Here is a 24,910-nt window from a genome sequence, read left to right on the forward strand (position 1 = left end):
GGCGTCCCGCGCCGTGACAGCATGAGGCCGCATCGGAAAGGAAGAACGTTGACCAGGTCCGCCACACTCGTCACCTTCGTGTTCCCCTCAGCCCTGGGGCGCTGGGCGGGCGACATGGTCGAGCTTCGCGTCTTCGCGGTCGCCGACCGCGACGGCGGCCGCCCCACCCTGGGGGCCGCCCTCGACACGCTCTGCCGTGCCCATCCGTCGCTTGAGCGCAGGCTCCGCGACGACCACGGGCGGATGCGCCGTCACATCAGCGTGTTCGTCTGCGGCGAGAACGCCAGGGGGCTCGGCGGGCTCGCCTGCGCCCTCCCTCCGGCCGCCGAGGTCCACCTGCTCCCCGTCCTGTCCCGGGTGGGCTGAGCGCGCCCTTCCCCACGCGGGGTCAGCCCGCTCCGAGGGCCCGCGCGATGCCCGCGGTGTCCTGATACTCCCGCCAGAGCGCCACCCGGCCGTCGCGCGCCCCGAGAACCCCCACGAAGGGAAGACTCGCGCGGCGCCCGGTACGGGTGGCGACCCCGGTGGTCTCGGACCGCGCCGCGGGCTTGTGGCGCGGGGACGGGTACGGCGGGAGGAAAGGGCAGGTCAGATCCCTGCCTACCTCCTGATTGTCCGAAGTGTCCCGGTTACCATGAGGGGGTTGGGACGGCCGGGACCGGTGGTCGGCGAGGGAGGCCACGATGGACTACGACGTGTTCGAGCTCGGGGACGTGCGGCTGCAGAACGGCGCGACGCTACCCGGCGCGAAGCTCGCCTACAAGACCTACGGCGAGCTCGACGCCGACAAGGGCAACGCGATCGTCTACCCCACGTGGTACTCGGGCCAGCACTACGACAACGAGTGGCTGATCGGCGAGGGCATGGCCCTGGACCCGTCGAGATACTTCATCATCATCCCGAACATGTTCGGCAACGGCCTGTCGTCGTCGCCGAGCAACACCCCGCCGCCGCACGACAGGGCGCGCTTCCCCGACGTGACGATGTACGACAACGTCGAGGCGCAGTACCGCCTGGTCACCGAGGTGTTCGGCGTCGAGCGTCTCGCGCTGGTCACCGGCTGGTCGATGGGAGCGGGCCAGACCTACCAGTGGGCGGTCAGCCATCCCGAGATGGTGCGGCGCATCCTGCCCTTCTGCGGCTCGGCCAGGACCAGCCTGCACAACATCGTCTTCCTTGAGGGGGTCAAGGCCGCGCTCACCGCCGACTCCGCCTGGAAGCACGGCTGGTACACCGAGGAGCCCTGGACCGGTCTGCGGGCGCTGGCGCGGGTCTACGCGGGCTGGGGCTTCTCCCAGCAGTTCTACCGGGAGAGGACCTACGAGCGGGACCCGTTCGACTACGGCTCGCTTGAGGACTTCCTCGTCGGCTTCTGGGAGGGGCTGTTCGTCAAACGCGACGCGAACAACCTGCTCACGATGCTGTGGACCTGGCAGAACGCCGACATCGGCAAGACCCCCGGGGCCGGCGGCACCGAGCAGGCGCTGTCCTCGATCAGGATGCCCGCGATCATCATGCCCGGCCGGCAGGACCTCTACTTCCCGCCGGAGGACAACGAGTGGGAGGTCTCCCACATGCCCTCGGCCGAACTGCGGGTGATCCCGGGGTCGTGGGGGCACTTCGCGGGTGGCGGCCTCAACCCGGTGGACACCGCCTTCATCGACGACGCGCTCAAGGAACTGCTCGCCCGGGACGCCTGAGCCGCCCGCCTCCGCCGTACGAGGAGGCATGTGGGGCCGAGCGGCGGTAGCGTGTGGCGCGCCGCCTCCGCCGTCCCAGGACCGGACGGCGGGCTCGTCGGTTCCGCGTCACAGGTGATGGTGTGAGATTTCGTGTACTCGGCCCGCTGACCGTAATCTCCCAGGGCCGGGAGGTGCCGGTCGGCGGCAACAAGCTGCGTGTCGTGCTGGCCGGTCTGCTGCTGCGCCCCGGTGAGACCGTCCCGGTCTCCCGGCTTGTCTCCTGGCTGTGGGAGGAGGAGACGGACGACCCCGCCAGGGCCAGGGCGACCGTGCACAGCTACGTCAACCGGCTGCGGCGGCAACTGGAACCCGGTGAGGTCATCCGCACCCTTCCCGACGGTTACCGGGCCGAGGTCGACGCCGGGTCGCTGGACCTGCTGCGGCTGCGCTCCCTGGCGGAGAGCGGGCGGCGGTCCGCCGCCGCGGGCGACCTGGCCGCGGCCTCGCGGGCGTTGTCCGAGGCGGCGGGGCTGTGGCGGGGCCCGGCGCTGTCCAACGTGGACTCGGCCGTGCTCCACGACCAGGAGGTCGGGCCGCTCACCGAGGAGTGGCTGCGCCTGCAGGAGGAACGCCTGGAGATCGGGCTGCGCACCGGCGGGCACGCCGAGCTGGTCACCCCGCTGCGCGAGCTGACCCGTGCCCACCCGCTGCGGGAGCCGTTCTGGGAGCTGCTGATGCTCGCGCTGCACCGCTGCGGGCGTCACGCGGAGGCGATCCAGGCCTACCACTCACTGCGTGAGCTGCTGGCCGAGGAGCTCGGTGTCGATCCCGCCCCCTCGCTGCGCGCCGCCTACCAGGCGATCCTGGCCGGTGAGTCGCCCGGCCGGTCTCCGCGGGCACCCGCAGCCGCGCCGCGTGAGGAGGCTCCCGTTCCCGTCCCCCGGCAGCTGCGGCCCGACACGCCGGGTTTCGCCGGCCGCAGGACCGAGCTGGCCGCGCTCGACCTGCTGCTCGGGAAGGACGTTCCCACGACGGGGCCGAGAATCGTCTCCCTCCAGGGGACCGCGGGGTCCGGCAAGACGGCGCTGGCCGTCCACTGGGCGCACCGGATCTCCGACCGTTTCCCCGACGGGCAGCTCTACCTCGACCTGCACGGTTACGGACCCGAACCGCCCGTCGACCCTGCCAAGGCCCTGGAGACGCTGCTCCGGGCCCTCGGCACCCCGGCGGGCCGGATTCCCGCCGGTCTCGACGAGCGCTCCGCCCTGTTCAGGACGCTGCTGAGCGGCAGGCGGACGCTCCTGATGCTCGACAACGCGGGCAGCAGCGAGCAGGTCCGCCCGCTGATCCCCGGTTCCGGCGGGGTGGTCGTCGTCACCAGCCGCAACCAGCTGCGCGGCCTCGTCGTCGAGTACGGCGCGCGGCGCGTCGTACTCGACCAGATGTCCGAGCGGGAGGCGACGGAACTGCTGGCCGGGGTCCTCGGCCGGGACCGGGTCGCCGCCGCGCCGGAGGCGGTCGCGGAGGCCGTCGAACGGTGCGCCCGTCTCCCGCTGGCGCTGCGCATCTTCGCCGAGCGCGCGGCGCGTTTCCCCGCCGTGCCGCTCGGCAGGCTCGTCGCCGACCTGCGGGACGAGGCGACCCGGCTGTCGGCGCTCGACGCCGGGGACGGCGGGCACACCGACCTGCGCACGGTCTTCTCGTGGACCTACGGCGCCCTTGAGGAGGACGCGGCACGGCTGTTCCGGCTCCTCGGCCTGCACCCCGGACCCGAGGTGAGCGCCGGGGCCGCGGCCGCGCTGATGGGCGCGGGCCTCGCGGAGGTCACCCCGCTGCTCGACCGGCTCACCGCCGACCATCTGCTCAGGTCCCGTTTCCCCGGCCGGTACGACTTCCACGACCTGCTGCGCGACTACGCCGCCGAACGGGCCGGGGAGGGAGAGGACCGGCGGGAGCGGGAGGCCGCGCTCGGCCGGGTGCTCGACTGGTACCTGCACGCGGCCCGCGCCGCCGCCGAACACCTGCCGCCGGCCGTGTGGGACTCGGGACACGGGCCGGTTCCGCCCGGGCTCAGCCTGCCGAGCTTCGGCGGTCCCGAGGAGGCGGTCGACTGGTACGAGGAGGAACTGCCCAACCTGATGGCCGCCGCCCGGCGCGCGGCGTCGCTCGACCGGCACGAGGCCGCCTGGCGGATTCCCCGGCTGCTGGCCTCCTTCCTCGACCTGCACGTGCCCGGAGAGGCCTGGGCCACCGTCTTCCGCGTCGCGGCCGAGGCGAGCGGGCGGGCGGATGAACCGTACGAGGAGGGGTTCGCCCTCAACCACCTGGCCTGGGTCAGCGCGCTGCTCGGCAGGCCGGAGGAGGCCGTCGCGCACTACGAGGAGGCGCTGGTGGTGGCCCGGCGGATCGGGGAGCCGGGGCTTGAGGGGGACGTCCTGGTCAACATGGGCGCCACCTACTTCAGGCTCGGCAGGTTCGCCGACTCGGCGTCGTGCTACGGCCGGGCGCTGGAGATCGCCAGACTGAGCGGTGACCGGCGTCTTGAGGCCGAGGCGCTCAACGACCTGGCCAGGAACGACAACGAACTCGGCCGCCATCACGAGGCGCTGGCAGGCGCGCGGGCGGCGCTCGACGGCTACACCGAGCTCGGTGACCGTTATCGCGTGGGTGAGGCGTTGCGCGTGCTGGGCACGGCCAACGCCGGGCTCGGCCGGCACGAGGAGGCCTGCGTCCTGCTGTCGCAGGCGCTGCGGGTGATGCGGGAGTTCGACGACCGTCTGGACGAGGCCGAGATCCTGGACCTGCTCGGCGAGGTCCTGCGCGACTGCGGCGACCACGAGGCGGCGCGGGCGCACTGGCGGGAGGCCGCGGAGATCTTCGCCGAGCTCGACGACGACCGGGCGGCGGCCGTACGGCTGCGCCTGGCCGAGGCTGAGAACCGGGGAGGGGCGCACACCCCCGTCCGCCCCTCCCCGGCCCGGATCAGGTGATGCGAACGCCACGGGTGATGCGGACGCCGTCGTCCCGCACCGCGTCCCCGTGGCCGGCGCCCCCGCGCCCGGCGAACGTCCGCGCCGGGTCCGACGGTCCCCGCGTGACGGCACACATGGTCATGTCCATTCGTCCTCGTCTTTCTTGTCTCGGTGAGGCGTTTCGGTGAGGCGAGGACGAATCTAGGAACCTCCTCTGGCAGATCCCTCACAAAATCCTCATAACCTCTCGTACGGCTTCACGGCACCGGCGACGGGTAGGTCCGGAGGATGGGGAGTATCACGATCAGCAGGGCGTACGATCCCGAACCCGCCACGGGGGCGGTCTTCCTCGTGGACGGGATGTGGCCGAGGGGCGTGCGCAAGGAGGACCTCAGGCTCGACGGCTGGACACGCGACGTCGCGCCCTCGCCGGAGCTGAGGACATGGTTCGGGCATCGCCCCGAGCGGTTCGCCGAGTTCCGTGACCGCTACCTGCGGGAGCTCGAGGCCAACCCGGAGGCCGTACGGCCGTTGCTCGACGCCGCCAGGAAGGGGCCGGTCACCCTGCTGTACTCGGCACGGGACACCGAGCACAACAACGCCGTGGTCCTGCGGGACCACCTGCGGCACCTGCTCGCCACGGTCCCGCACTGATCTTCGCCTTGCTTTTCCCCGTAGATCGCAAACAGTGACCAACCAGGGGGCTTCCATCACGGAAATGATCATGTTCCCGCTCAGGATGAGGAGGACTCGTTCGGAAAAAGGAATCGATCATGCTCCAAAAGATGCGACGACCCGGGAAATACCGGGTTTTCAGCCGCCCTTCGCTGCTGACGGGAGGTGCCGGGGTCCTCGCCGTCGTGGTGGGAGGCGTCATCGCCCTTCCCGCCGTCATGGCCGCGACACTGCCCTTCGGCCTGGGCCCCTGCGTACCGGGCAACTGCCCCTCCCCCTTCCCTCCGGTGAACAACGGTCCTTTCGCGGGCCGTGACAACGCCATCAACACCTTCGTCGGCGGTGACTTCCTGGTCCGGGGCTTCGCGGCCGAGGCCGAGGGCCGGGCGGTCGTGCTGGGCGACTTCGACCAGAACAAGGACGCCGCCGCCTCCCCCGCCTACAACGTGGGCATCGCGGGGGTCGGCTCACGGGTGCCGCCTCCCGAGGGGGCCGACTTCCTGACCACCGGCGGATCGGTCACCGTCGCTCCGGGCCAGCGACTCCTGGCCGAAGGCGGGGTGGTACGGCACGCGGGTCCCCTGACGGGCACGGTCACCGGAACCCTCGTCGAGGACCCGGACGCGGCGACCCCCTATCTGGACCTGGTGCCCGCGCTGCAGCAGGCCAGCCGGTGCTACGCCGACTCGACCGGAAACCCTCCGAGCACGCCGACGGGGACCGCGGTGAACCAGGGCGCCCAGACCCTGTTCACCGGTGACGGCACCTCCGCGCTCCAGGTCTTCAACGTCGACTTCGACCTGACCGGCCCCGGGGGCTCCACGCAGGGCATCGTGTTCGAGGGCATCCCCGCGAACGCGACCGTCCTGATCAACATGCTGGGCACCAGCCGTACGATCAACACCTTCAGCGGCGACATCGCCGACGCCGACCCGTGGAACGCGCTGCGTGAGCGGTCGCTGTGGAACTTCCCCGACGCGACCACGGTGAACCTGCAGGGCGGCGGCAACTTCCAGGGCAGTGTCCTGGTGGCCGACCCGGCCAGCACCACGACGCTGAGCATGCCGGGCTTCAACGGGCGGCTGTTCGTCAACGGCTCTCTCACGCACACGGGGAACGGCGGATACGAGATCCACGCCTACCCCTTCAACGGGGACCTTCCCGACTGCGGGGCACCGACACCGACACCGACGCCCACACCAACACCGACACCGACACCCACTCCGACACCCACCCCGACCTCAACGCCGACACCCACCCCAACGCCCACCCCGACTCCGACTCCCACACCCACCCCGACTCCGACACCTACTCCCACACCGACGCCCAGTCCCACCCGGACCCCGCGTCCACCCAAGCCTCCGGTGGAGGGCGGAACGGGAGGGCAGGCCGGGAAGGTGTGGACCCACAGCCGGCACCACCTCGACGGCGGCCGTCACTGGTTCGGCTGCCACCGGCCGGTGTGCCATGGCCGGGGTCCCGGGGCGATCCATGAGAAGCGCCCGCTCCTTCGCCTGATGACCTCCCGCTTCCTGTCGTAGAGGTCCACGGGCCCGGCGGGCGTTCCCCGCCGGGCCACGTCCCTCCCAGCACGAACACCACTGGAAAGCCCGTCAACTCCATGCCGTTGCGGGAAGATCACCGGGAACATCCGCTCCCGGCAACGGACAGGCGTGAACCATGCGTACCGTCGGCCGCTGTCTTCTGGTCGTGCTCACCGCTCTCACCCCGGCCGCGCTCGTGTCCACGGGGCCCGCCCACGCGGACGACACGCCTCCTTCGGCGGCCGGGCAGCCACCGCAGACCCTGCGCTTCGGCGTCCGGCTGCAGGAGGTCCGCCAGGTGAAGAGGCGCCTGCGCGAGCTGGGGTTCGCCCCCGGCGCTCCCGGCCCCGAGTACGACTCCGCCCTGCGCATGGCCGTGTGGGCCTTCCAGAAGGCCAACGGGCTGCCCGCCCTCGACCGGGTGGACGCGGCCACCCGGCGGGCGATGGCCAGGCCCGCGCGGATCAGACCGCTGGTGCCCGGGGGAAGCCCCTCACGGGTCGAGATCGACCTGACCCGCCAGCTGCTCACGATGTGGCGGGACGGCAGGGCCGTACTCGTCAGCCATGTCTCGACCGGCGCGCGCAAGTCCTACTGCGACCGGGGACACTGCGGGTTCGCCGACACGCCGCCCGGCGACTTCACGGTCGGCGAGCGGGTGCGCGGCTGGTCGACCGGCCCCCTGGGGGCGATGTACTACCCGGTCTACTTCAACGGCGGCATCGCCGTGCACGGCTCCACGCTCGTACCGCGCCGTCCCGCCTCCCACGGGTGCGTGCGGGTGCCGCTGCACAACGCCATACCGCTGTTTCGCATGCTCCGCCCCGGGGAGCCGGTCCACGTCCGCCGCCCGGTGCTCAGTTGGGCCGGACGAGCCTGACGACCACACTCTTCGAGGTCGGGGTGTTGGAGGTCTCCGCGACGGAGTCCAGCGGCACGAGCACGTTGGTCTCGGGGAAGTAGGCCGCGCAGCACCCCCGAGCGGTCGGATAGGCGATGACGCGGAACCGTTCCGCCCTGCGTTCGCCGTCCGGCCACTCGCTCACCAGGTCCACCGTCTCACCGTCCGCCAGGCCGCGTTCGGCCAGGTCGTCCGGGTTGACGAAGACGACCCTGCGCCCGCCGCTCACGCCCCGGTAGCGGTCGTCCATGCCGTAGATCGTGGTGTTGTACTGGTCGTGGCTGCGGACCGTCTGCAGCAGCAGCCGTCCCTCGGGGACCCGCAGCACCTCAAGCGGGTTGACGGTGAAGGTCGCCCGGCCCGTCGCCGTGGGGAAACGCCGCTCGTCGCGGGGCGCGTTGGGCAGCGCGAATCCGCCGGGGGCGCGGACCCGGGTGTTGAAGTCGCCGAAGCCGGGCACGACCCGCGCGATGCGCTCCCTGATCGCGTCGTAGTCGGCCTCGAACTCCTTCCAGGGCACATGCGGGTCGTCCTCGAAGAGCTCGCGGGCCAGGCCGCAGACGATCGCCACCTCGGGCAGCAGGTCCGGCGAGGCGGGCCTGAGCCTGCCCCGGGAGGCGTGGACCATGCCCATGGAGTCCTCGACCGTGACGAACCGGTCGTTGTCGCGTTCGGTACGGCCCAGCGTCGGCAGGATCAGCGCCCGCTCGCCGCAGACGGCGTGGGAGCGGTTCAGCTTGGTGGAGACCTGCACGGTCAGCCTGGCGCGGCGCAGCGCCGCCTCGGTCACCTCGGTGTCCGGCGTCGCGGCCACGAAGTTGCCGCCCATCGCGAAGAACACCTTCGCCGCGCCCGAGCGCAGCGCCCTGATCGCCTCGACGGTGTCCAGGCCGTGCTCGCGGGGCGGCTCGAAGCCGAACTCGTCACGGAGCGCGTCGAGGAAGGCCGCGGAGGGCTTCTCGTAGATGCCCATCGTCCGGTCGCCCTGGACGTTGGAGTGGCCCCTGACCGGGCAGACCCCCGCCCCGGGGCGGCCGACGTTGCCGCGCAGCAGCAGGAAGTTGACCACCTCCCTGATGGTGGCGACGGAGTTCCTGTGCTGGGTGAGACCCATCGCCCAGCAGACGATCACCGACTTCGCGCCGAGCACGTCGCGGGCGGTCTCCTCGACCGCCCCGCGGTCGAGACCGGTCGCCTCCTCGACCTCCGCCCAGTCCAGGGCACGGGTGTCGGCCGCCCACTCCTCGAAGCCGTGGGTGTGCTCCTGGACGAAGGCGTGGTCGACCACGGTGCCGGGGGCGGCGTCCTCGGCCTCCAGCAGCAGCCGGGACAGCGCATTGAACAGCGCCAGGTCGCCGTTGAGGCGGATCTGCAGGAACCGGTCGGCCAGTGTCGTGCCGCGCCCGGCCAGCCCCGAGGGGCGCTGCGGGTTCTTGAAGCGCAGCAGTCCCGCCTCGGGCAGCGGGTTGACCGCGACGATCCGCGCCCCGTTGCGCTTGGCCCGTTCCAGGGCCGACAGCATGCGCGGATGGTTGGTGCCGGGGTTCTGGCCGACCACGAAGACGAGGTCGGCGCGGTGCAGGTCCTCCAGTGAGACCGTGCCCTTGCCGATGCCCAGGGTCTGGGTGAGGGCCGAACCGCTCGACTCGTGGCACATGTTGGAGCAGTCGGGCAGGTTGTTGGTGCCGAAGCGCCGAACGAGGAGCTGGTAGACGAACGCCGCCTCGTTCGAGGTGCGGCCCGAGGTGTAGAAGACCGCCTCGTCGGGGCCGCCGAGCGCGCGCAGTTCCTCGGCGACGACGCCGAAGGCCCGCTCCCAGGTGATCGGTTCGTAGTGGTCGGCGCCCTCCGGCTTGTACATCGGCTCGGTGAGCCGCCCCTGCTGGCCCAGCCAGTAGTCGGTGTGGCGGGCCAGGTCGCCGATCGTGTGTGCGGCGAAGAAGTCACGGGTGACCCTGCGGGTCGTGGCCTCCTCGGCGACCGCCTTGGCGCCGTTCTCGCAGAACTCCGCCGGGCTGCGGTGCCCGCCCTCCGGCCAGGCGCAGCCGGGGCAGTCGAAGCCGTCCTTCTGGTTGACCCGGGCCAGGGTGAGGAACGTACGGCCCGCGCCCATCTGGGCGTAGGACGTCAGCAGCGACCGGGTCACCCCGGGGATGCCCGCCGCCCACTCCTTGGGCGGGCCGACCTCCAGCCCGTCCTCGTTGACGTCCTCTCGCGGAGCCTTCCTGACCATCCCGGACCTTCTTTCCTCACGTGCCGCCCAGCAGCGGGCGGACCTCGCTCTCGAAAGTCTCGCACGACTGCCCAGGAAACGGACAATCCAGACGTGATCAGGGACCCACTTCCGCCCCGGGCTCCGACTGGGAAGACTGGGGAGGCATCTGCCCGGCGATCACGAAAGGACACCATGGCAGTGGGAGAACCGATCGGCCAGGACGGCTTGATCCCCCTCTTCGGGCACGCGCCCCAGGTCGGGGGGTAGCCGCGAATGCCGACGTCAAACCTCATCCGGCCGCGCACCGGTTACCGGGTCGAGCGCCTCACCCTGGACAACGGGCTGCGGGTCGTGCTCGCCCCCGAGCCGGACTGCCCCGTGACCGGGGTCGCCGTCGTGTACGGCGCCGGCATCCGGTCCGAGCCGCAGGGCCGTACCGGATTCGCCCACCTGTTCGAGCACCTCATGTTCCAGGGGTCGGAGAACCTGGAGAAACTCGCACACTTCCGGCACATCCAGGGAGCCGGAGGCACCTTCAACGGCTCGACCCACCTGGACTACACCAGATACATCCAGACGGTTCCCGCCAACGCCCTCGAACGGGTGCTTTTCCTTGAGGCCGACCGCATGCGCGCGCCGCGGATCACCCCGGAGACCCTGCGCAACCAGGTGGACGTGGTCAAGGAGGAGATCCGGGTCAACGTCCTCAACCGTCCCTTCGGCGGTTTCCCGTGGCTGCGGCTCCCCCCGGTGATGTTCGACACCTTCCCCAACGCGCACGACGGCTACGGCTCCTTCACCGACCTCGACGCGGCCGGGGTCGACGAGGCCGAGGAGTTCTTCGACCGGTACTACGCCTGCGGGAACGCCGTGTTGTGCGTCACCGGTGGTTTCTCCGTGGAACAGGCCGAGGTGCTCGTCAGGCGGCACTTCGGCGACGTGCCCGCGCGCCCGGCGCCGCCCGCGCCCGTCCTGGCGGAGCCCGATCTCACCGCGGCCCGGCACCACTCCTACGTGGACGCGGCGGCGCCGACCCCCGCGGTCGCGGCGGCGTGGCGGGTACCCGACCCGGTTTCCGACCTGGCGGGCTATCTGCCGTACGTGGTGCTGGCGGAGGTGCTCACCGACGGCGCCTCCTCGCGTCTGGTCTCCCGGCTCGTGCTCGGGGACCGTCTGGCCACCGGCGTCAGCGGCTACGTGGGTTTCATGGGCGACCCCTTCGACGTCCTCGACCCCACGGCGCTGCTGCTGCAGGCCAACCTGCCCGCGGGCGGGTCCGCCGGGCACGTGCTCGACGTCATCGGCGAGGAGACCGAGCGGCTGGCCACCGAGGGCCCGGCTCCCGAGGAACTGTCGCGCGTCCAGGCGCGGATGACCGCTCTGCTGCTGCGCGAGGGGGACACGATGATCGACCGGGCGACACGGCTGGCCGTGCTGGAGCTGCAACGAGGAAATCCGGCGCTGCTCAACGAGCTGCCCGCGCTGCTGTCCTCGGTGACGGCCGAGCAGGTCGGAGCGGCCGCGGCCAGACTGGTCCCGGACCGGCGGGCCTCGGTCGAGGTCGTGGCGGGGAGGGGCCGATGAGCGCCCAGACCGTACGGCCCCTGCCCGATCTGGAGCCCGCCGTTCCTCTGGTCCTGCCACCGCAGGCGGAGGCGGTGCTGCCCTCGGGGCTGACGGTGGTGGCGATCGCCCGCCGTACCACGCCGCTGGTCGAGGCGCGGCTGTGGGTGCCGATGGCGGAGGTGGACATCGCCGAGGGCGCCCTGCTGGCGCAGACGCTGTTCTCCGGTACGGGGACCCGCTCGGCCGCCGTGATCGCCGAGGAGACGCAGGCCATCGGCGGCAGTCTCGACTGCGGGGCGAGCCCCGACCGGTGGCTGGTCAGCGGAGACTGCCTGGCCTCCGGTCTCGACCGGCTGCTGGAGGTGCTCGCGGACGCGCTCTGCGACGCCCGGTACCCCGACCATGAGTTCTCCGTCGAACGGGACAGGCTCGCCGACCGGTTCCGGGTGACGCTGAGCCAGCCGCCCGCGCTGGCCAGGGCCGAACTGCTGAAGCGGGTCTACGGCACACACCCGTACGCGGTGGAGACGCCCGATCCCGAGCGGGTCGGCGCGGTCGAGGCCGGGCGGGTACGCGCCCTGCACGAGCGGCGGATGCGTCCCGACGGCGCCGTCCTGGTGCTGGTCGGCGACCTGGACCCCGGCGAGGCGATCGAACTGGCCGGGCGCAGGCTCGGGGGGTGGGCCGGAAGCGGGCACAAGGTGACGATGCCGCCCGCACCGTCACCGGTGCCGGGGCCGCTGCTGCTGGTCGACCGGCCGGGCACGCTCCAGTCGTCGATACGGTTCGCGTTGCCCGCCCCCGGCCGTGACCACCCGGACAGCGCCGCCATGCAGCTGGCCAACCTGATCTTCGGTGGCTACTTCTCCTCCCGCTGGACGGAGAACATCCGCGAGGACAAGGGGTACTCCTACGGTCCCGCTTCGATCGTCGACCACTCGCTCGGCGGTTCCGCCGTCATACTCTCCGTCGACGTCTCCACCGAGGTGACGGCTCCCGCGCTGGTCGAGACCCTCTACGAGCTGGGCAGGATCGCCACGCTGCCGCCGGAGCCGGAGGAGGTCGAGCAGGCCCGGCGGTACGCCATCGGCACGTTGCAGGTCGCCACGGCCACCCAGGCGGGGCTGGCCAGGTTCGCCGGGACGCTGGCGGGGTTCGGCCTGCGGCTGGACCACCTGGCGCGGCGTGTCGAACGGCTCACCGCGGCCACGGTCGAGGACGTGCACCGCGTGGCCTCGACCTACATGGGACCGGGCCGGGCCACGGCGGTGCTGCTCGGCGACGCCGAGCGCGTCGAGCGGAGCCTCTCCTCGGTCATGCCCGTCGAGACCAGGTGACACATCCACGGTCCCGCAGCGCCCCGGGGCGGGACCGTGGATTCGACCGTGGATTCACCCGATGGTGGCCGTGTCGATCCGCCACCGGGCCGTGTACCAGCGGACGAGCTGGGGCAGCAGGAGCAGCGGCATCAGGGCGGCGGCCGTTCCTGCGGCGGCGCGCAGCCCGAACGCCGTGGCCAGCGCTCCCCCGGCGAAGGAGCCCACCAGGCCGCCGACCTGCAGGAAGGTGCCCGCCAGCGCCATCACCTTGGCCACCTCACCGTCCTTGGCCGCGCTCTGGAGGGTTCCGTAGACCGTGGCGGCCATGACGGTGCCGCCGAGGCTGCCCGCGAGTTCGAACAGGACGACCGCGGCGGCTCCGGAGACGCCGGGGGCGGAGAAGGGCAGTGCGAGCAGGGAGCACATGGAGACGGCGGTGCCGAGCGCCAGCGTCCGTCCCGGGCCGTGCCGGCCGATGACCCTGCCCAGCAGGAGTCCCCCGCCGACGCCGCCGACCGCGCCCAGGCCGAGCAGCAGCCCGATCGGTGCCGGCCCCAGGCCGAGTTCCCGCACCAGGAACAGGACGAGGATCGGCTGCATGATCCCCTGGGCGACGCACAGGGTGGCCAGTGCCTGCACTCCGGAGCGGCGGCCCAGAGCGCGGGCCAGCCGTACGACCTCGCCGAGGGTGCCGCGTGATCTCTCCCTCGGGGCCCGCTCGGAGGGTGGCGGCGTCCTGACCCGGGTGAGCAGCGCCGCGGAGAGCAGGAACGACAACGCGTCGGCCAGGACGACCAGGGGGGCGGCGAGGACAGCCATCAGCATCCCGCCGGCCGCGGGGCCGCCGATGTCGGCGACGCCGCGGGTCGCGTTCGTCTTCCCGTTGGCGTCGACGAGGTGTTCCCTGGGGACGATCTGCACCAGGATCGGGCTGGACAGCGCCGACTGCAGGCCGCGGACCAGTGAGGAGACCCCGACCAGGGCCAGCAGCGCCGGATAGTTCAGCGAGCCCAGCCACCACAGCAGCGGAATCGCCCCCACGACCAGTGCCTGGACGACGTTGCAGCCGATGAGCGGCGGCAACCGCCGGTGCAGCGTGTCGGCCCAGGCCGCGGCGGGAACCCCGGCGAGCATCGCGGGCGCGAGCTCCATCACCACCAGCCAGGTCATCTGCCCCGGCGTGGCCCCGATGGTCAGCACGGCGACCATCGGGATGGTGACCATGCTGACGGCGGTGCCGAACTGCGAGACCCCGATCGCCGACCAGTAGGCCTTGAATCCACGGTCAGGAAAGCCCTCGGCCACATTTTCCTCCGGACGCGTGGTGACGGTCGCCGCCAAGATCGTCCACACGATAACCGAGGAGGATCTGGATTTTTCCGCTTTTATGGAGATCTGTGGTCAGTCGTCCAGGCCGCGGGCGCTGAGGGCCTCGCCCAGGGTGTCGGCGTGCCGCAGGGCGCTCACCACCAGCGGTACGGCGAAGGCCCGCACGCTCCACTCGGTGCCCCTGGCGCGCTGCGCCTCCCTGACCCGGGTGGCCAGCCCGGCGACGACGGGCACGCTGCGCAGGGTGAGGGAGAGCAGCAGCGACAGGTGGAAGGGGTCGGCGCCGACGAACCTGACGGGGGCCAGCAGCCGTTCCAGGGTGGCCATCATGACCGCGGTACGCGTGGTGAGCGTGACCAGCCCGGCCAGCGCGACGGCGAGCAGGACACGAAGCACGGACGACAGCGCCCCCGCCCAGCCGTCCAGCAGGTACTGCATGGCGAACAGGACCACGGCGAACCAGCGGACCGGTCTGATCTGCGCCCAGGCCGCCGCGGCGCCGACCCCGGAGAGCGCGTACAGCAGCGCCACGGCGAACGCCGCCCCCGCCAGCGCCCCGGGCGGGCGCAGCAGCAGGAGCGCGGTGCACGACAGGGCCAGGCCGAGGAGTTTGACCCCGGCGGGCAGGCGGTGCAGGAACGAGTCCCCGGGGACGTAGGCGCCGGTGAGCGCGTTCACACCATGAGCTTCCGGTAGTGGCCGATGGCCGCCTCCGGCTCGTCGTCGGCGACGATCCGTCCCTCGTCCAGCACCAGCACGCGGTCGAAACCCGCCAGCAGCGGCAGGTCGTGGGTGACCACCACGACCTGCTGCGGCAGCTCGCGCAGCAGGCCGGCGACCTGGCGGGAGTGGCGCAGGTCGAGCAGCGTCGTCGGCTCGTCCATGACCAGGACCTCCGGGTCGAGCACCATGACCGAGCACAGGGCGAGCAGTTGCTTCTGGCCTCCGGACAGGTGGTGCGCGGGATGGTCGGCGTGATCGGCCAGGCCGTACCTGTCCAGGACCTCCCGCACCCGCAGGTCGATCTCCTGCCGTGTCAGCCCTCCACGCCTGAGGGAGAAGGCGACGTCCTCGGCGACCGTCGGCATGACGATCTGCGCGTCGGGGTCGCTGAACAGGAACCCGACCCGGCGCCTGATCCTGGCCGCGTCACGGCGGGTGTCGAGCCCGAAGACGGTGACGCCGCCCGAGGTCGGCAGGGCCAGGCCGTTGACCAGGCGGGCGAGGGTGCTCTTGCCCGAGCCGTTGGCCCCGACCACGCCGATCCTGCGTTCGGTCAGCGAGGCCGTGATGCCGCGCAGCACCTCACGCCGCCCGAACCGCACCCCGACGTCGTTCATCTCGATCATCTACACCACCTCGAACAACGCGGCGACGCCCAGGCCGCCGCCGACCGCGGCCGTGGCCAGTCCCAGTGTCCCGGCTGGGGCGCCCTGCCGTACGAGCCTGCTGAACAGTCTGGTGACCACCACGGCGCCGGTCGCGCCCCACGGGTGGCCGAGGGCGAGCGCGCCGCCGTCCGCGCAGACCCGCTCCGCGTCCGCGCCGAGGGGGTCGAGGCCGAGCTCGTCGGTCACCGCGAGCACCTGCGCCGCGAACGCCTCCACGATCTCCACCGCGGCGACCTCCCCGAGGCCGGCCCCCGCGCGTTCGAGCACCCGCCGTACGGCGGGCACCGGTCCGAGTCCGGGAAGCGCGGGGTCGCAGCCGACGACGGCTCCGGCCCGCAGCCGCAGTCCCGCAAGCCCGAGCTCGGCCCGCAGCGACTCCGGCACGAGGGCGACGGCCGCCGCCCCGTCGCTGACCGGGGAGGAGTTGCCCGCGGTCACCGTGCCACCGGGCACGAACGCGGCGGGCAGCCGGGCCAGCGACCGGGCGCGCAGCGGGCGCGGCCACTGGTCGTCGTCCCGGCCGCCGACCGTGACGATCTCCTGGGCGAACCGGCCCGCCTCCCGCGCGGCCAGCGCCTTGGCGTGGCTCAGCAGGGCGTAGGCGTCCTGACGTTCGCGGGTCACACCGCGCGCGGCGGCCAGCGCCTCGGCGGCGGGCCCCATCTCGGGGTCGTGCCACCCCGCGGGGACGAACGGCGCCCGCTCGTACGGAACGGCCGTGCCGCGGCGGGTCCGCAGCGGAGCGGTCGAGGCGCTCTCCACCCCTCCGGCGACGACGAGGTCCGTCTCTCCCGCGGCGACCGCGTTCCCCGCGAGCAGGATCGCGGCCAGGCCGCTGCCGCACTGCCTGTCCACGGTGACGCCGGGGACGCCGTGGCCCAGCCCGGCGGCCAGCGCGCAGATCCGTGCGACGTTGCCTCCGGGGCCGGTGCAGTTGCCGAGCACGACGTCCTCGACGGGCGGGCCCAGGTGGGCGACGTCCCGGGCGACGGCGTCGATGACAGGGGCGGCGAGCGCCTCGACCGTCAGTTCCTTGAAGGCGTGGAAGGCGGTGCCGATGGGGCCGCGGCGGGCCGCGACGACGACCGGCCGTGAGGATGGGTCCCGTCTCATGTCAGGTGAGCCGCCTGATGTCCGGGTCGCCGTCGGCCAGGCGGGCGGCGAGCAGGCCGCGCGCCGGTTTGCCCGCCGGGGTTCGCGGCAGGCTGCGGACGGCGTACCAGCGCCTTGGCCGTTGCGCGGCGTCCAGGCCGCCGCGCGCCACCTCCTCAAGCGTGGCGCGTGAGGGTCGCCGGGGACCGTCCGTCTCCAGGATCGCGGTGACCACGGAGCCGAGCTCCGGGTGCGGTGAGCCGACGACCACGACGTCGTCGACCCCCGGTGCCCGTCTGAGGACCTCCTCGACGTCCTCCGGCACCACGGTCGCGCCGCCGGTCTGTATCGCGCCGCCGCCCCGGCCGCGCAGCCGCAGAACCTCCCCCGCCCGGTACGGCTCCGCCACGTCGCCGACCGTCGCCCAGCCGTCGCCGTCGATCCGCAGCGGGCCCGCCCCTGCCGTCAGGTATCCCTCGGCCAGCCAGGGCGAACGCGCCCACACCTCACCGAGTTCCCGGCCCGGATCGGTCCTGACCTGGATCTCCACCTCGGGGAAGGGCCGCAGGCCGTGGCCGTCGGTGTCGGCGGCGACGAACGAGAGCTCGGTCGCGCCGTAGTAGGCGACCACGTCCACCCCTGCTCGCGCCGCCAGGTCACGGACGCCCGCGCCCAGCGCCGCCCCGCCGACGACCGCGGTGCGCAGCCGCCCCCGTGCACCGCCGCTCTCCCGCAGCGCGTCGAGTACGGCGGGCAGCCGGTGCGGCACCACGTGGACCGCGGTCACGTCGCCCAGATGGGCGGCCGGCCTCGCCGGCCAGCGGCCGGGGACGACGGCCGTGGCGCCGGTCGCCAGGGCGTGCACGGCCGCGAAGCCGTACAGGGAGGAGGTCAGGGGGCCGGGGACCAGCACGATGTCGCCTGGGCCGATCCCGGTGAGCGCGCTCAGGTGCGGGAACGAACCCGTCCACGACGCGCGGGTTCGTACCACGGCGCGTGGCCTGCCGGTGCTGCCCGAACTGAAGCAGGCCCACGCCCGGTCCTGCGGCGAGGCCCCGGAGTCCACCGGGGCGGGGCCGGGGTCCGAGGGCAGCGGGGTCTCGACGCGGACGTGGGCCGGGACCGTCGCCATGATCCGCTCGCGCCGTTCCCGCTCCCAGGTGTGGTCGCAGACCAGCGGCGTGGCGCCGGCCAGGTCCGCGGCGAGCACGGCGACGAGCAACTCGGCCGGGTCGGCCAGGCTGAGCGCCGTCAGCGTGCCCCGGCCGATCCCCCGGCTCCGCAGTGCCGCCGCGGCGGCCTCCGTCCGCCTCGCGAGCCCGGCGTAGCTCAGGTCGCCTCCTGGAGCGCGCAGCGCGATCCGGCGCGGGTGCTCCGAGGCGTGTCGCACCACCTGAAGGGCCACCGGCATGGGCGGGTCAACGCCTCCCCGCGGCCTTGAGCCGCTCGTGCCGCACGGCGGGGACGGCGTCGGGGTAGGCCCGCTGCGTCCCCCTGACCACCAGGGAGGCGAGCACCACCTTGATCAGGTCGCCGGGCAGGAAGGTGAGGCTGAGCAGCGCGGCCTGTCCCAGGGAGACGCCGGTCACGGCCGCCTGCACGGGAATGCCGAGGAGGTAGACCATCCCGACGCCGCCGAGGAGGCAGGCGATCAGCAGGCGGACGATGCCCGGGGTGCGCCCGCCGCGCTCGACGATCCAGCCGGTCAGCATCGCGCCGGGCAGCCAGCCGAGCAGGAACCCGGCGGAGGGCGCGACGAAGACGCCGAGTCCGCCACGGCCGCCGGCCAGCAACGGCAGTCCCGTCGCGACGAGCGCCATGAGGACCGCTACGGCGAGCCCGGCCCGCCAGGTGCCCAGGATCGCTCCGGCGAGCATGACGCCGAACGTCTGCAGGGTGATGGGCACCGCGTTGCCGAAGACGTTCAGCGCCCCGGGCAGTCCGAGCACGGCGATCAGCGCGGCGAACACGCTGACCCTGGCCAGATCTCCGGTGGAGAAGCCTCGGCCCGACGAGGAGCCCGACGAGGAGCCCGCCGTCCCTTCCTGCTGTGACACCGTCTTCCCTTCATCTGTCATGAGGTCGATCCCACACCAGGAGGTGCCGGGTCACGCATGGAGGAACCCCACAACATTCCACACGGCCGTCTGGGAGAACGGATACCGGTCCCCACCCGTACACCACCCATACTCGTACGAAGGAGGGTATACGGTCACTTTAGGTGCCCGAAAAGCGCCTTTCGGTGATCCTCAGGGGGTCGCCTGGCCGAGCGGTCCAAGGGCGGCGAGCGCGGCCTCGACGGCGGCGGCCTTGACCTCCTGCGCGGGGAGATCCGCGTGCTCGACCACACAGTCGGCCATGCCGCCCAGCGCCACGGTCGAGCGGATCCGGGCGGCGTCCGAGGGAGCGGGGCCGAGCAGGAGCACGGTCAGCTCCTTGCGCCAGCGCCACATCCGATCGACCATTTCCAGCTCGGCGAGCACGGTCGGCGCGTGCAGCACCATCGAGATCTCCTCGCGGTAGCGCCAGATGAGATCGAAGTAGTCTTCGAGCAGTAGCCGCCCCTCCCCCGGCTCACGCCCGATGACGAACGCCTCCAGGGTGTCCATGACGGGCTGCAGGATGCTCCTGACCAGCTCCTCCCGCGAGGAGAAGTGGTAGTAGAGAGCCGGTTTGGTGATGCCGAGCCGGTCGGAGATCTGCTTGAGGCTGGTGTTCTGCACACCCTGCTCACGAAAGAGCTCACGCGCCGTCGCCTGGATGCGGATCTTGGTGTCCGAGGGCCTCGCCATGAGCCAAGAGTATCGCTTACCTATCGTTCAGTAAGACTTGCGCCCCGCCGTCAACCGTGCTTACCTATCGTTAAGTAATTAACTTACCTCCCGTTAAGTAAGGAGACGGCGCATGCGGATCCTCATCTCCGGCGCCAGCGTCGCCGGGCCCGTCCTCGCCTACTGGCTCACCAGATACGGCTTCGCCGTCACCGTCGTCGAGCGGGCCCCCTCCCCCCGCAAGGCCGGCGGCCACGCGGTCGACCTGTTCCGCCCGGCCATGGACATCGTCGACAGGATGGGACTGGCCGGGGCCGTCCAGGCGAGGAAGACCGGCACCGAGTGGCTCTCCTTCCTGGCGGAGAACGGCGACCGCCCGCACACACTCGACGTCGGCAGGCTGATGCGCGTCGTGTCCGACCGGCACGCCGAGATCATGCGCGACGACCTGGGCGAGATCCTGTACGAGGCCACCCGGCACGACGCCGAGTACGTCTTCGGCGACTCCATCGCCTCCCTGACCGAGGACGCCGACGGCGTCGAGGTCACCTTCGAACGGGGACCGGCCCGCAGGTTCGACCTGGTCATCGGTGCCGACGGGCTGCACTCCAACGTCCGGCGCCTGGTCTTCGGCCCCGAGTCGCGCTACACGGCCTGGATCGGGGCCTACCTGGCGGTCATGTCGATCCCCAACTATCTGGGGCTGCGCGACCGCATATCGGGCATCACCGGCGTCAACAGGATGGTCGGCGTGTACGGCGGCGCCCACCTGGACGACGCCCGCGCCGTCTTCCTGTTCCGCCCTCCGGCCGAACTCGACTATCACCACCGGGACGTCGCCCGGCAGAAGGAACTGCTGCGGGAGCAGTTCGCCGGGATGGGCTGGGAGGTCCCCCGCCTGCTGGGCGAGGAGCTCGACCGCGCCACGGCGTTCTACTTCGACTCGATCACCCAGCTGCGCATGGACACCTGGTCACGGGGGCGGGTGAGCCTGGCCGGGGACGCGGGCTACTGCCCGGGCCCCGCGGTCGGCGGCAGCACCAGTCTGGCCGTCGTCGGCGCCTACGTCCTGGCGGGCGAGCTGGCCGAGGCAGGCGGCGACCACACCCGCGCCTTCCCCGCCTACGAGCGGGAGATCGGCGACTACGTACGGCGCAGCCGCTCCTTCGCCGTCGGCGCGGCCAAGCGGCTCATCCCCACCAGCCCCGGGGCACTGCGGACCCTGACGTGGGGGATGTGGCTGATCAACCACATCCCCACCTCCGCCGCCCGCACCCTGACCGACATGGGCGCCAGGGGGCTGCGCCTGCACGACGAGGTCAGGACGAAGGACTATTCACGCGGCCTCACCCCCAGGACCGGCGTCACCGGCTGATCCGCTCCGCCGGAGCACCCCCTCTCCCACCCGTGTACGTGCTTCTTTCTCCTGCCTGGGCTCATGAAACGGACCGTGACCAAGGACGCCTCCGCGAGCCCTCCTCCCGGCCCGGACGCGTGGGCCGGGGCTTCCGCCCTCCCCGGTTCAGGCGGACCAGTTCGGGTCGCGGCCGAACAGGCCGAGAAGGCGGTGCTGGAGCGGGGCGTCGTCGGGGACCTCTACCTCCGGCCCCAGGACGACGACCCCGGGGCCGAAGGCACCGGGGATGCGCATCTCATCGGGAATGTACTGAACATGGGGCCACATCGCCTCGACCTCGGCCGGGTCGATCGTGTCGTCCTGCCCGGTGGCCCGGGACAGATCCCAGCCGTGCAGCACCATGTCGGCGCTGACGACCTGGTCGATGTGCTGCTCGACGGACACGTTGCCGGTCGGGGTGTCCACCTTCCTCTCGGCGGTGGCCGGGTCGTCGAGCAGGGCCTCCACGTCGGCGCGGGCCGCGGTGAAGGCGGCGAGCGGGTCCTGCGCGACGGACGGCGCGGGGCTCAGCGACCGGCCCAGGGGCCTGAGCATCACGGCGTGCATGTCGATGATGTGACCGACGACGTCTCTCGCGGTCCACTCCTCACAGGGGGACGGGTCGGACCAGCGGCCGGGCTCCACAGCGGCGATCTTGGCCGCGAAGATGTCGGCACGGGTTCGATAGCGGGTGGCGATGTCACTCATGGGGTTCCCCGTTCTCGTCGGCGTCGCCAGGGACGCTACCGCGGGGCTCAGACAATATCCGGGGCCGATCTCCAGCCCCGGTGTGCGAGCCTGCGCCCGGTTCCGTCGTCTCGCAGATGGTGCCCGGCGGTCCGGACGGTACCGGCCACTCCGCACCGCCGGGCCCCGGCAGGCACCGGCAGGCACCACCGGGTCAGGCGAGGTCCAGCCGGACGATCGCACCGCCGTCCGGGGCGTTGGCGAAGCTGAGGTGCGCCCCGAGGACACGGGCCTGTCCCGCGGCGATGGTCAGCCCGAGGCCGACGCCGTCCTCACGGGCGGCCGACCCGGTGCCGAAGCGCTGTGGGCCGTGCTCGCGGAGCATGACGAGCATCGGTTCGGGGAAACCGGGACCGTGATCCCTGACCGTCACGCTGAACCCGGTGACGTTGACCCGAACGGGCGGGGCTCCGTGTCTTGCCGCGTTGGTGACGAGGTTGGCGAGGATCCGCTCGACCCGTCGCGGGTCGGTCTCCACCTCGGCCTCCCCTGCGACGACCACCTCGACGCCCGGCACCCCCGAGGCCACGACCGCCCGCCTGGCCAGCGCCCCCGAGGAGCGGACCTCCCTGACCGGCGTCTCGGCGGAGGCGTCGAGCCGGGCCACCTCCAGGATGTCCTCGACCAGGCGGCGCAGCGTCGCGGCGCTGTCCCTGACCAGTTCGGCGGGGCGCCCCGACGGTAACAGCCCTGCCGCCGTGACCAGTCCCGCGACGGGGGTGCGCAGCTCGTGGGCGATGTCGGCGGTGACCCGTCGCTCCGCTTCGAGCCTGGCCCGCAACGCGTCGGCCATCTGGTCGAGCGCCGCCCCGACGGCTGCGATCTCGTCCCGGCCCCGCGCCTCGACCCGGGCGGACAGGTCCCCCTCGGCGATGTGGGCGGCCGTTCTCGCCACCGCGCGGATCCTGCTGCTGAGCCCGCCCGCGACCACCAGCCCCACACCGGAGGCGAACAGCGCCGCCGCCAGGCCGGAACCGAGGAGGATGCGGTCGAGCCGGGCAAGCTCCGCGTTCTCCGCCTCGTAGGAGCGGCGCAGCGAGAGCGTCTGCCCGTCGGCCCTGGTCGCCGCCCAGAGAGTGGTGCCGTCCTGCAGGTAGGTGGCGCGTGTCCCCTCGCCGAGGGCCGCGGCCAGCGGCGCGGGAACGTCTCCGGCCGCCAGCGGGGTGTCCTGCCCCTCCTGGTGACGGATCAGGGTGCTCGTCAGCTCGGCGTCCAGACCGCGCCGCGCGGAGTCGAGTGTGACGACGGCCGTACGTGTGTGGACCAGAAGACTCAGGACCGTGGCGACGAGCACCGACATTCCCACGATGACCAGGCTGAGCTTCGCGCGCAGACCCATGCGTCATCTCCGCAGTTTGTAGCCGAAACCGCGCACGGTCTCGATGCGGTCGTTACCGATCTTGGCTCTGAGCCGTTGCACGTGGACGTCGACGACCCTGGTGTCCCCGTCCCAGGCGTAGTCCCAGACCCGGTTGAGCAGAGTGTCCCTCGACAGCACGACCCCCGGTTCCGCGGCGAACTCCAGCAGGAGCTTCAGCTCGGTCGGCGTCAGCGCCACCCGCTCGCCGCGCAGCCGTACCTCCATGGACTCGACGTCGATCGCGAGGTCGCCGAAGGCGAGTGGCGCGTTCGCCTGCCCGGGCATGGCGACACGGCGGAGCACGGCGCGGATTCTGGCGTGAAGCACGGCGGCGTCGAACGGCTTGGTGACGTAGTCGTCGGCCCCTGCCTCCAGGGCGTTGATCACGTCGATCGCGTCGGACCTGGCGGAGATCATGATGATCGGGGTCTCGCCGCCCTCCCTGATCCGCCTGGCCAGGCTGACCCCGTCCAGGTGCGGAAGCATGACGTCCAGCAGCGCGACATCCGGTGGGCGGGCGCGGAACTCGGCCAGGCCGCCCAGTCCGTCGGACGCGGTCCGCACCCGCATGCCGTACAGCTCCAGGGCCATGCCAGTGGCCTCGCGGATCACCGGGTCATCCTCGACCAGGAGCACGTCGATCATGTCTCAGGACTCCGGCACCGTGAGTTTCCCGCCGGTCAGCTCCTTGGCCTTGTCAGGAGGGAGGCCGTCGGCCCTCACCGTGAACCGGCCGTAGTATCCGGCCCGCTCGTGCCAGATCAGCTCACTGAGCGTGATCGTCCCCCGGTAGGGCCTCTCCTGACAGCCGGGCAGACACCACGTGCCGCTCAGCTCACCCGTTCCCACGGCGCTCTCTCCTCCCCAGGACTCCCAGCGAATCCCCGTGACGCTGTTGAACTCGTCCAACGCGAGCCTGCTCGGCCGTCGCAGCGGATCTCCCAGGTAGGCGATCACGTAGACGGGCCCTCTGGGGGGCTTGGAGGGCGGCGCCGACCCCTCCACCCGCACCCCGCCGTCCGCTCCGCACCCCGCCACCACCGGAATCATCGTCAGAACAGCGGTCAGAACGGCGGCGCTCAGGGGGGCTGCTCGCTTCACACCGGTCATCATCGTGTGGAGGGTATGCGACCCGCTGACCCCTCCGCTCAGAAACCCGCAGTTCAGGGGGTGGAGAACGGCAGCGGGAGCGTCCCGCTCAGAGTGTCCTTGGGGCTGTCAGGGCGGGGGAAGTCACCGGTGATGTCGAACTTCGTGAAGTAGCGCCTCTCCCCGACCTTCCTGGCCTTGCTGAGAGTGATCGTCGCATCGTACGGCCTGGTCTGACAGCCGGGCAGGCACCACGTCCCGCTCAGCCTGCCGCCGCCGACGGCCCTCTCCGGACCCCAGCTCCGCCAGGTGATCCCCTTGAGGGTGCTGAACTCGGAGGCGACCAGGTTCGCCGGGCGCCGGGCGGGCTGCCCCTCCTCGGCACCGTACAGATTGATCACATAGACCCCGCTCTCCTGCGGAACCTCGTGGGAGACCGGCTCCGCGTCCTCCGGGGACAACGTCTGGGCCAGCGGCCGCCTGACCTCGTCGGCCCCGCAGGCCGCCGCGCAGGTCACCACCACGAACCCGAGCAGCGTGACGGCCACGGCCGTTGTGATCCTTCTCATCGTCTCCCCCTTGGGCCTCGTACGCGCCGGGACCCGACGAGAGGCGTCTCAGCACGCCCCGCCCGGCACAACGATGACGGTAGGAGGGAAACTTCTCGGTCTTCCTGCGGCTTTGTAACAGCCCTCCATCGAGAGGTTCGCCGTGGAGGACCGTCGCGTGTGCCCGTTTTCCGGTCCTCCGGCAGGAGGCAGCAAACCGGTCTGTTCCCCCGCAAGGCCGGGAAGCCGATGGGAGAGGGGAAACCAGGGTGGATGGGACGGTGTTTTCCGGGCAGAGGCGACGGTGGGGATC

Annotated in this window: 22 protein-coding genes; 9 read left to right on the forward strand and 13 right to left on the reverse strand. The window is 72.1% G+C overall.

All coding sequences use genetic code 11. From position 1 onward, the window contains the following. Positions 1 to 48: 48 nt before the first annotated feature. The 6 genes from ABT340_RS21515 to ABT340_RS21540 all read left to right on the forward strand — a co-directional run bounded on the left by ABT340_RS21515 (position 49) and on the right by ABT340_RS21540 (position 7,753). The gene (locus ABT340_RS21515; RefSeq protein ID WP_352012564.1) at positions 49 to 366 is read left to right on the forward strand and encodes a ubiquitin family protein; all 318 of its coding nucleotides are present in this window, start codon (positions 49 to 51) and stop codon (positions 364 to 366) included. 317 nt (positions 367 to 683) lie between these two features. Then, on the forward strand, positions 684 to 1,700 hold the full coding sequence (locus ABT340_RS21520) for an alpha/beta fold hydrolase (protein ID WP_352012565.1): 1,017 nt from the start codon (positions 684 to 686) through the stop codon (positions 1,698 to 1,700). Between the two features lie 122 nt (positions 1,701 to 1,822). Further along, a complete protein-coding gene (locus ABT340_RS21525; RefSeq protein WP_352012566.1) occupies positions 1,823 to 4,672 on the forward strand; it encodes an AfsR/SARP family transcriptional regulator in 2,850 nt (949 codons plus the stop codon). 270 nt (positions 4,673 to 4,942) lie between these two features. After that, the gene (locus tag ABT340_RS21530; RefSeq protein WP_352012567.1) at positions 4,943 to 5,308 is read left to right on the forward strand and encodes a DUF488 domain-containing protein; all 366 of its coding nucleotides are present in this window, start codon (positions 4,943 to 4,945) and stop codon (positions 5,306 to 5,308) included. A 131-nt stretch (positions 5,309 to 5,439) separates the two neighbouring features. Further along, positions 5,440 to 6,870 carry a choice-of-anchor A family protein gene (locus ABT340_RS21535; protein ID WP_352012568.1) on the forward strand — a complete coding sequence of 477 codons (1,431 nt, stop codon included), beginning with the start codon at positions 5,440 to 5,442 and terminating at the stop codon, positions 6,868 to 6,870. 139 nt (positions 6,871 to 7,009) lie between these two features. After that, entirely contained in the window at positions 7,010 to 7,753 is a 744-nt protein-coding gene (locus ABT340_RS21540; RefSeq protein ID WP_352012569.1) for a L,D-transpeptidase family protein, read from the forward strand. Here the strand turns inward: ABT340_RS21540 and ABT340_RS21545 are convergent. Further along, complete coding sequence (locus tag ABT340_RS21545; protein WP_352012570.1) at positions 7,731 to 10,007, reverse strand: FdhF/YdeP family oxidoreductase; 2,277 nt, start codon at positions 10,005 to 10,007, stop codon at positions 7,731 to 7,733. The genes ABT340_RS21540 and ABT340_RS21545 overlap by 23 nt on opposite strands. A 255-nt stretch (positions 10,008 to 10,262) precedes the next feature. Between ABT340_RS21545 and ABT340_RS21550 the strand changes: the two genes are divergently transcribed. Further along, on the forward strand, positions 10,263 to 11,573 hold the full coding sequence (locus ABT340_RS21550; protein WP_352012571.1) for a M16 family metallopeptidase: 1,311 nt from the start codon (positions 10,263 to 10,265) through the stop codon (positions 11,571 to 11,573). Beyond that, entirely contained in the window at positions 11,570 to 12,892 is a 1,323-nt protein-coding gene (locus tag ABT340_RS21555; protein ID WP_352012572.1) for a M16 family metallopeptidase, read from the forward strand. The genes ABT340_RS21550 and ABT340_RS21555 overlap by 4 nt, the downstream gene beginning before the upstream one ends. Before the next feature lie 54 nt (positions 12,893 to 12,946). Here ABT340_RS21555 and ABT340_RS21560 read toward each other — a convergent pair whose 3' ends face one another. From ABT340_RS21560 to ABT340_RS21590, 7 genes are all read right to left on the reverse strand, one after another. Beyond that, on the reverse strand, positions 12,947 to 14,227 hold the full coding sequence (locus tag ABT340_RS21560) for an MFS transporter (RefSeq protein WP_352012573.1): 1,281 nt from the start codon (positions 14,225 to 14,227) through the stop codon (positions 12,947 to 12,949). A gap of 48 nt (positions 14,228 to 14,275) precedes the next feature. Next, on the reverse strand, positions 14,276 to 14,881 hold the full coding sequence (locus ABT340_RS21565; RefSeq protein ID WP_352012574.1) for an energy-coupling factor transporter transmembrane component T family protein: 606 nt from the start codon (positions 14,879 to 14,881) through the stop codon (positions 14,276 to 14,278). Beyond that, complete coding sequence (locus ABT340_RS21570; RefSeq protein ID WP_352012575.1) at positions 14,878 to 15,552, reverse strand: energy-coupling factor ABC transporter ATP-binding protein; 675 nt, start codon at positions 15,550 to 15,552, stop codon at positions 14,878 to 14,880. Before ABT340_RS21570 ends, ABT340_RS21565 begins: the two co-directional genes overlap by 4 nt. Then, positions 15,553 to 16,707 (reverse strand): thiolase family protein, encoded by a 1,155-nt coding sequence (locus ABT340_RS21575; RefSeq protein WP_352012576.1) that lies wholly within the window; start codon positions 16,705 to 16,707, stop codon positions 15,553 to 15,555. 1 nt (position 16,708) lies between these two features. Then, a complete protein-coding gene (locus ABT340_RS21580) occupies positions 16,709 to 18,097 on the reverse strand; it encodes a class I adenylate-forming enzyme family protein (protein WP_352012577.1) in 1,389 nt (462 codons plus the stop codon). A gap of 7 nt (positions 18,098 to 18,104) precedes the next feature. Then, positions 18,105 to 18,743, reverse strand: coding sequence for a biotin transporter BioY (locus ABT340_RS21585; protein ID WP_352012578.1), 639 nt, complete (start codon positions 18,741 to 18,743; stop codon positions 18,105 to 18,107). Positions 18,744 to 18,935: 192 nt separating this feature from the next. Further along, positions 18,936 to 19,478: a TetR/AcrR family transcriptional regulator gene (locus tag ABT340_RS21590; protein WP_352012579.1), complete on the reverse strand. Its 543-nt coding sequence runs from the start codon at positions 19,476 to 19,478 to the stop codon at positions 18,936 to 18,938. Between the two features lie 112 nt (positions 19,479 to 19,590). Between ABT340_RS21590 and ABT340_RS21595 the strand changes: the two genes are divergently transcribed. Beyond that, a complete protein-coding gene (locus tag ABT340_RS21595; protein WP_352012580.1) occupies positions 19,591 to 20,832 on the forward strand; it encodes an FAD-dependent monooxygenase in 1,242 nt (413 codons plus the stop codon). A gap of 147 nt (positions 20,833 to 20,979) precedes the next feature. Here ABT340_RS21595 and ABT340_RS21600 read toward each other — a convergent pair whose 3' ends face one another. The 5 genes from ABT340_RS21600 to ABT340_RS21620 form a co-directional block, all read right to left on the reverse strand. Next, positions 20,980 to 21,561, reverse strand: coding sequence for a TIGR03086 family metal-binding protein (locus ABT340_RS21600; protein WP_352012581.1), 582 nt, complete (start codon positions 21,559 to 21,561; stop codon positions 20,980 to 20,982). Positions 21,562 to 21,754: 193 nt separating this feature from the next. Then, on the reverse strand, positions 21,755 to 22,939 hold the full coding sequence (locus ABT340_RS21605) for an ATP-binding protein (RefSeq protein WP_352012582.1): 1,185 nt from the start codon (positions 22,937 to 22,939) through the stop codon (positions 21,755 to 21,757). Between the two features lie 3 nt (positions 22,940 to 22,942). Then, complete coding sequence (gene cseB, locus ABT340_RS21610) at positions 22,943 to 23,605, reverse strand: two-component system response regulator CseB (protein WP_352012583.1); 663 nt, start codon at positions 23,603 to 23,605, stop codon at positions 22,943 to 22,945. A gap of 3 nt (positions 23,606 to 23,608) precedes the next feature. Next, on the reverse strand, positions 23,609 to 24,061 hold the full coding sequence (locus ABT340_RS21615; protein WP_352012584.1) for a hypothetical protein: 453 nt from the start codon (positions 24,059 to 24,061) through the stop codon (positions 23,609 to 23,611). Between the two features lie 62 nt (positions 24,062 to 24,123). Further along, positions 24,124 to 24,618 (reverse strand): hypothetical protein, encoded by a 495-nt coding sequence (locus ABT340_RS21620; RefSeq protein ID WP_352012585.1) that lies wholly within the window; start codon positions 24,616 to 24,618, stop codon positions 24,124 to 24,126. Positions 24,619 to 24,910 lie beyond the last annotated feature (292 nt).

The sequence above is a fragment of the Streptosporangium sp. NPDC000239 genome, assembly GCF_040300765.1.
Classification (GTDB): domain Bacteria; phylum Actinomycetota; class Actinomycetes; order Streptosporangiales; family Streptosporangiaceae; genus Streptosporangium.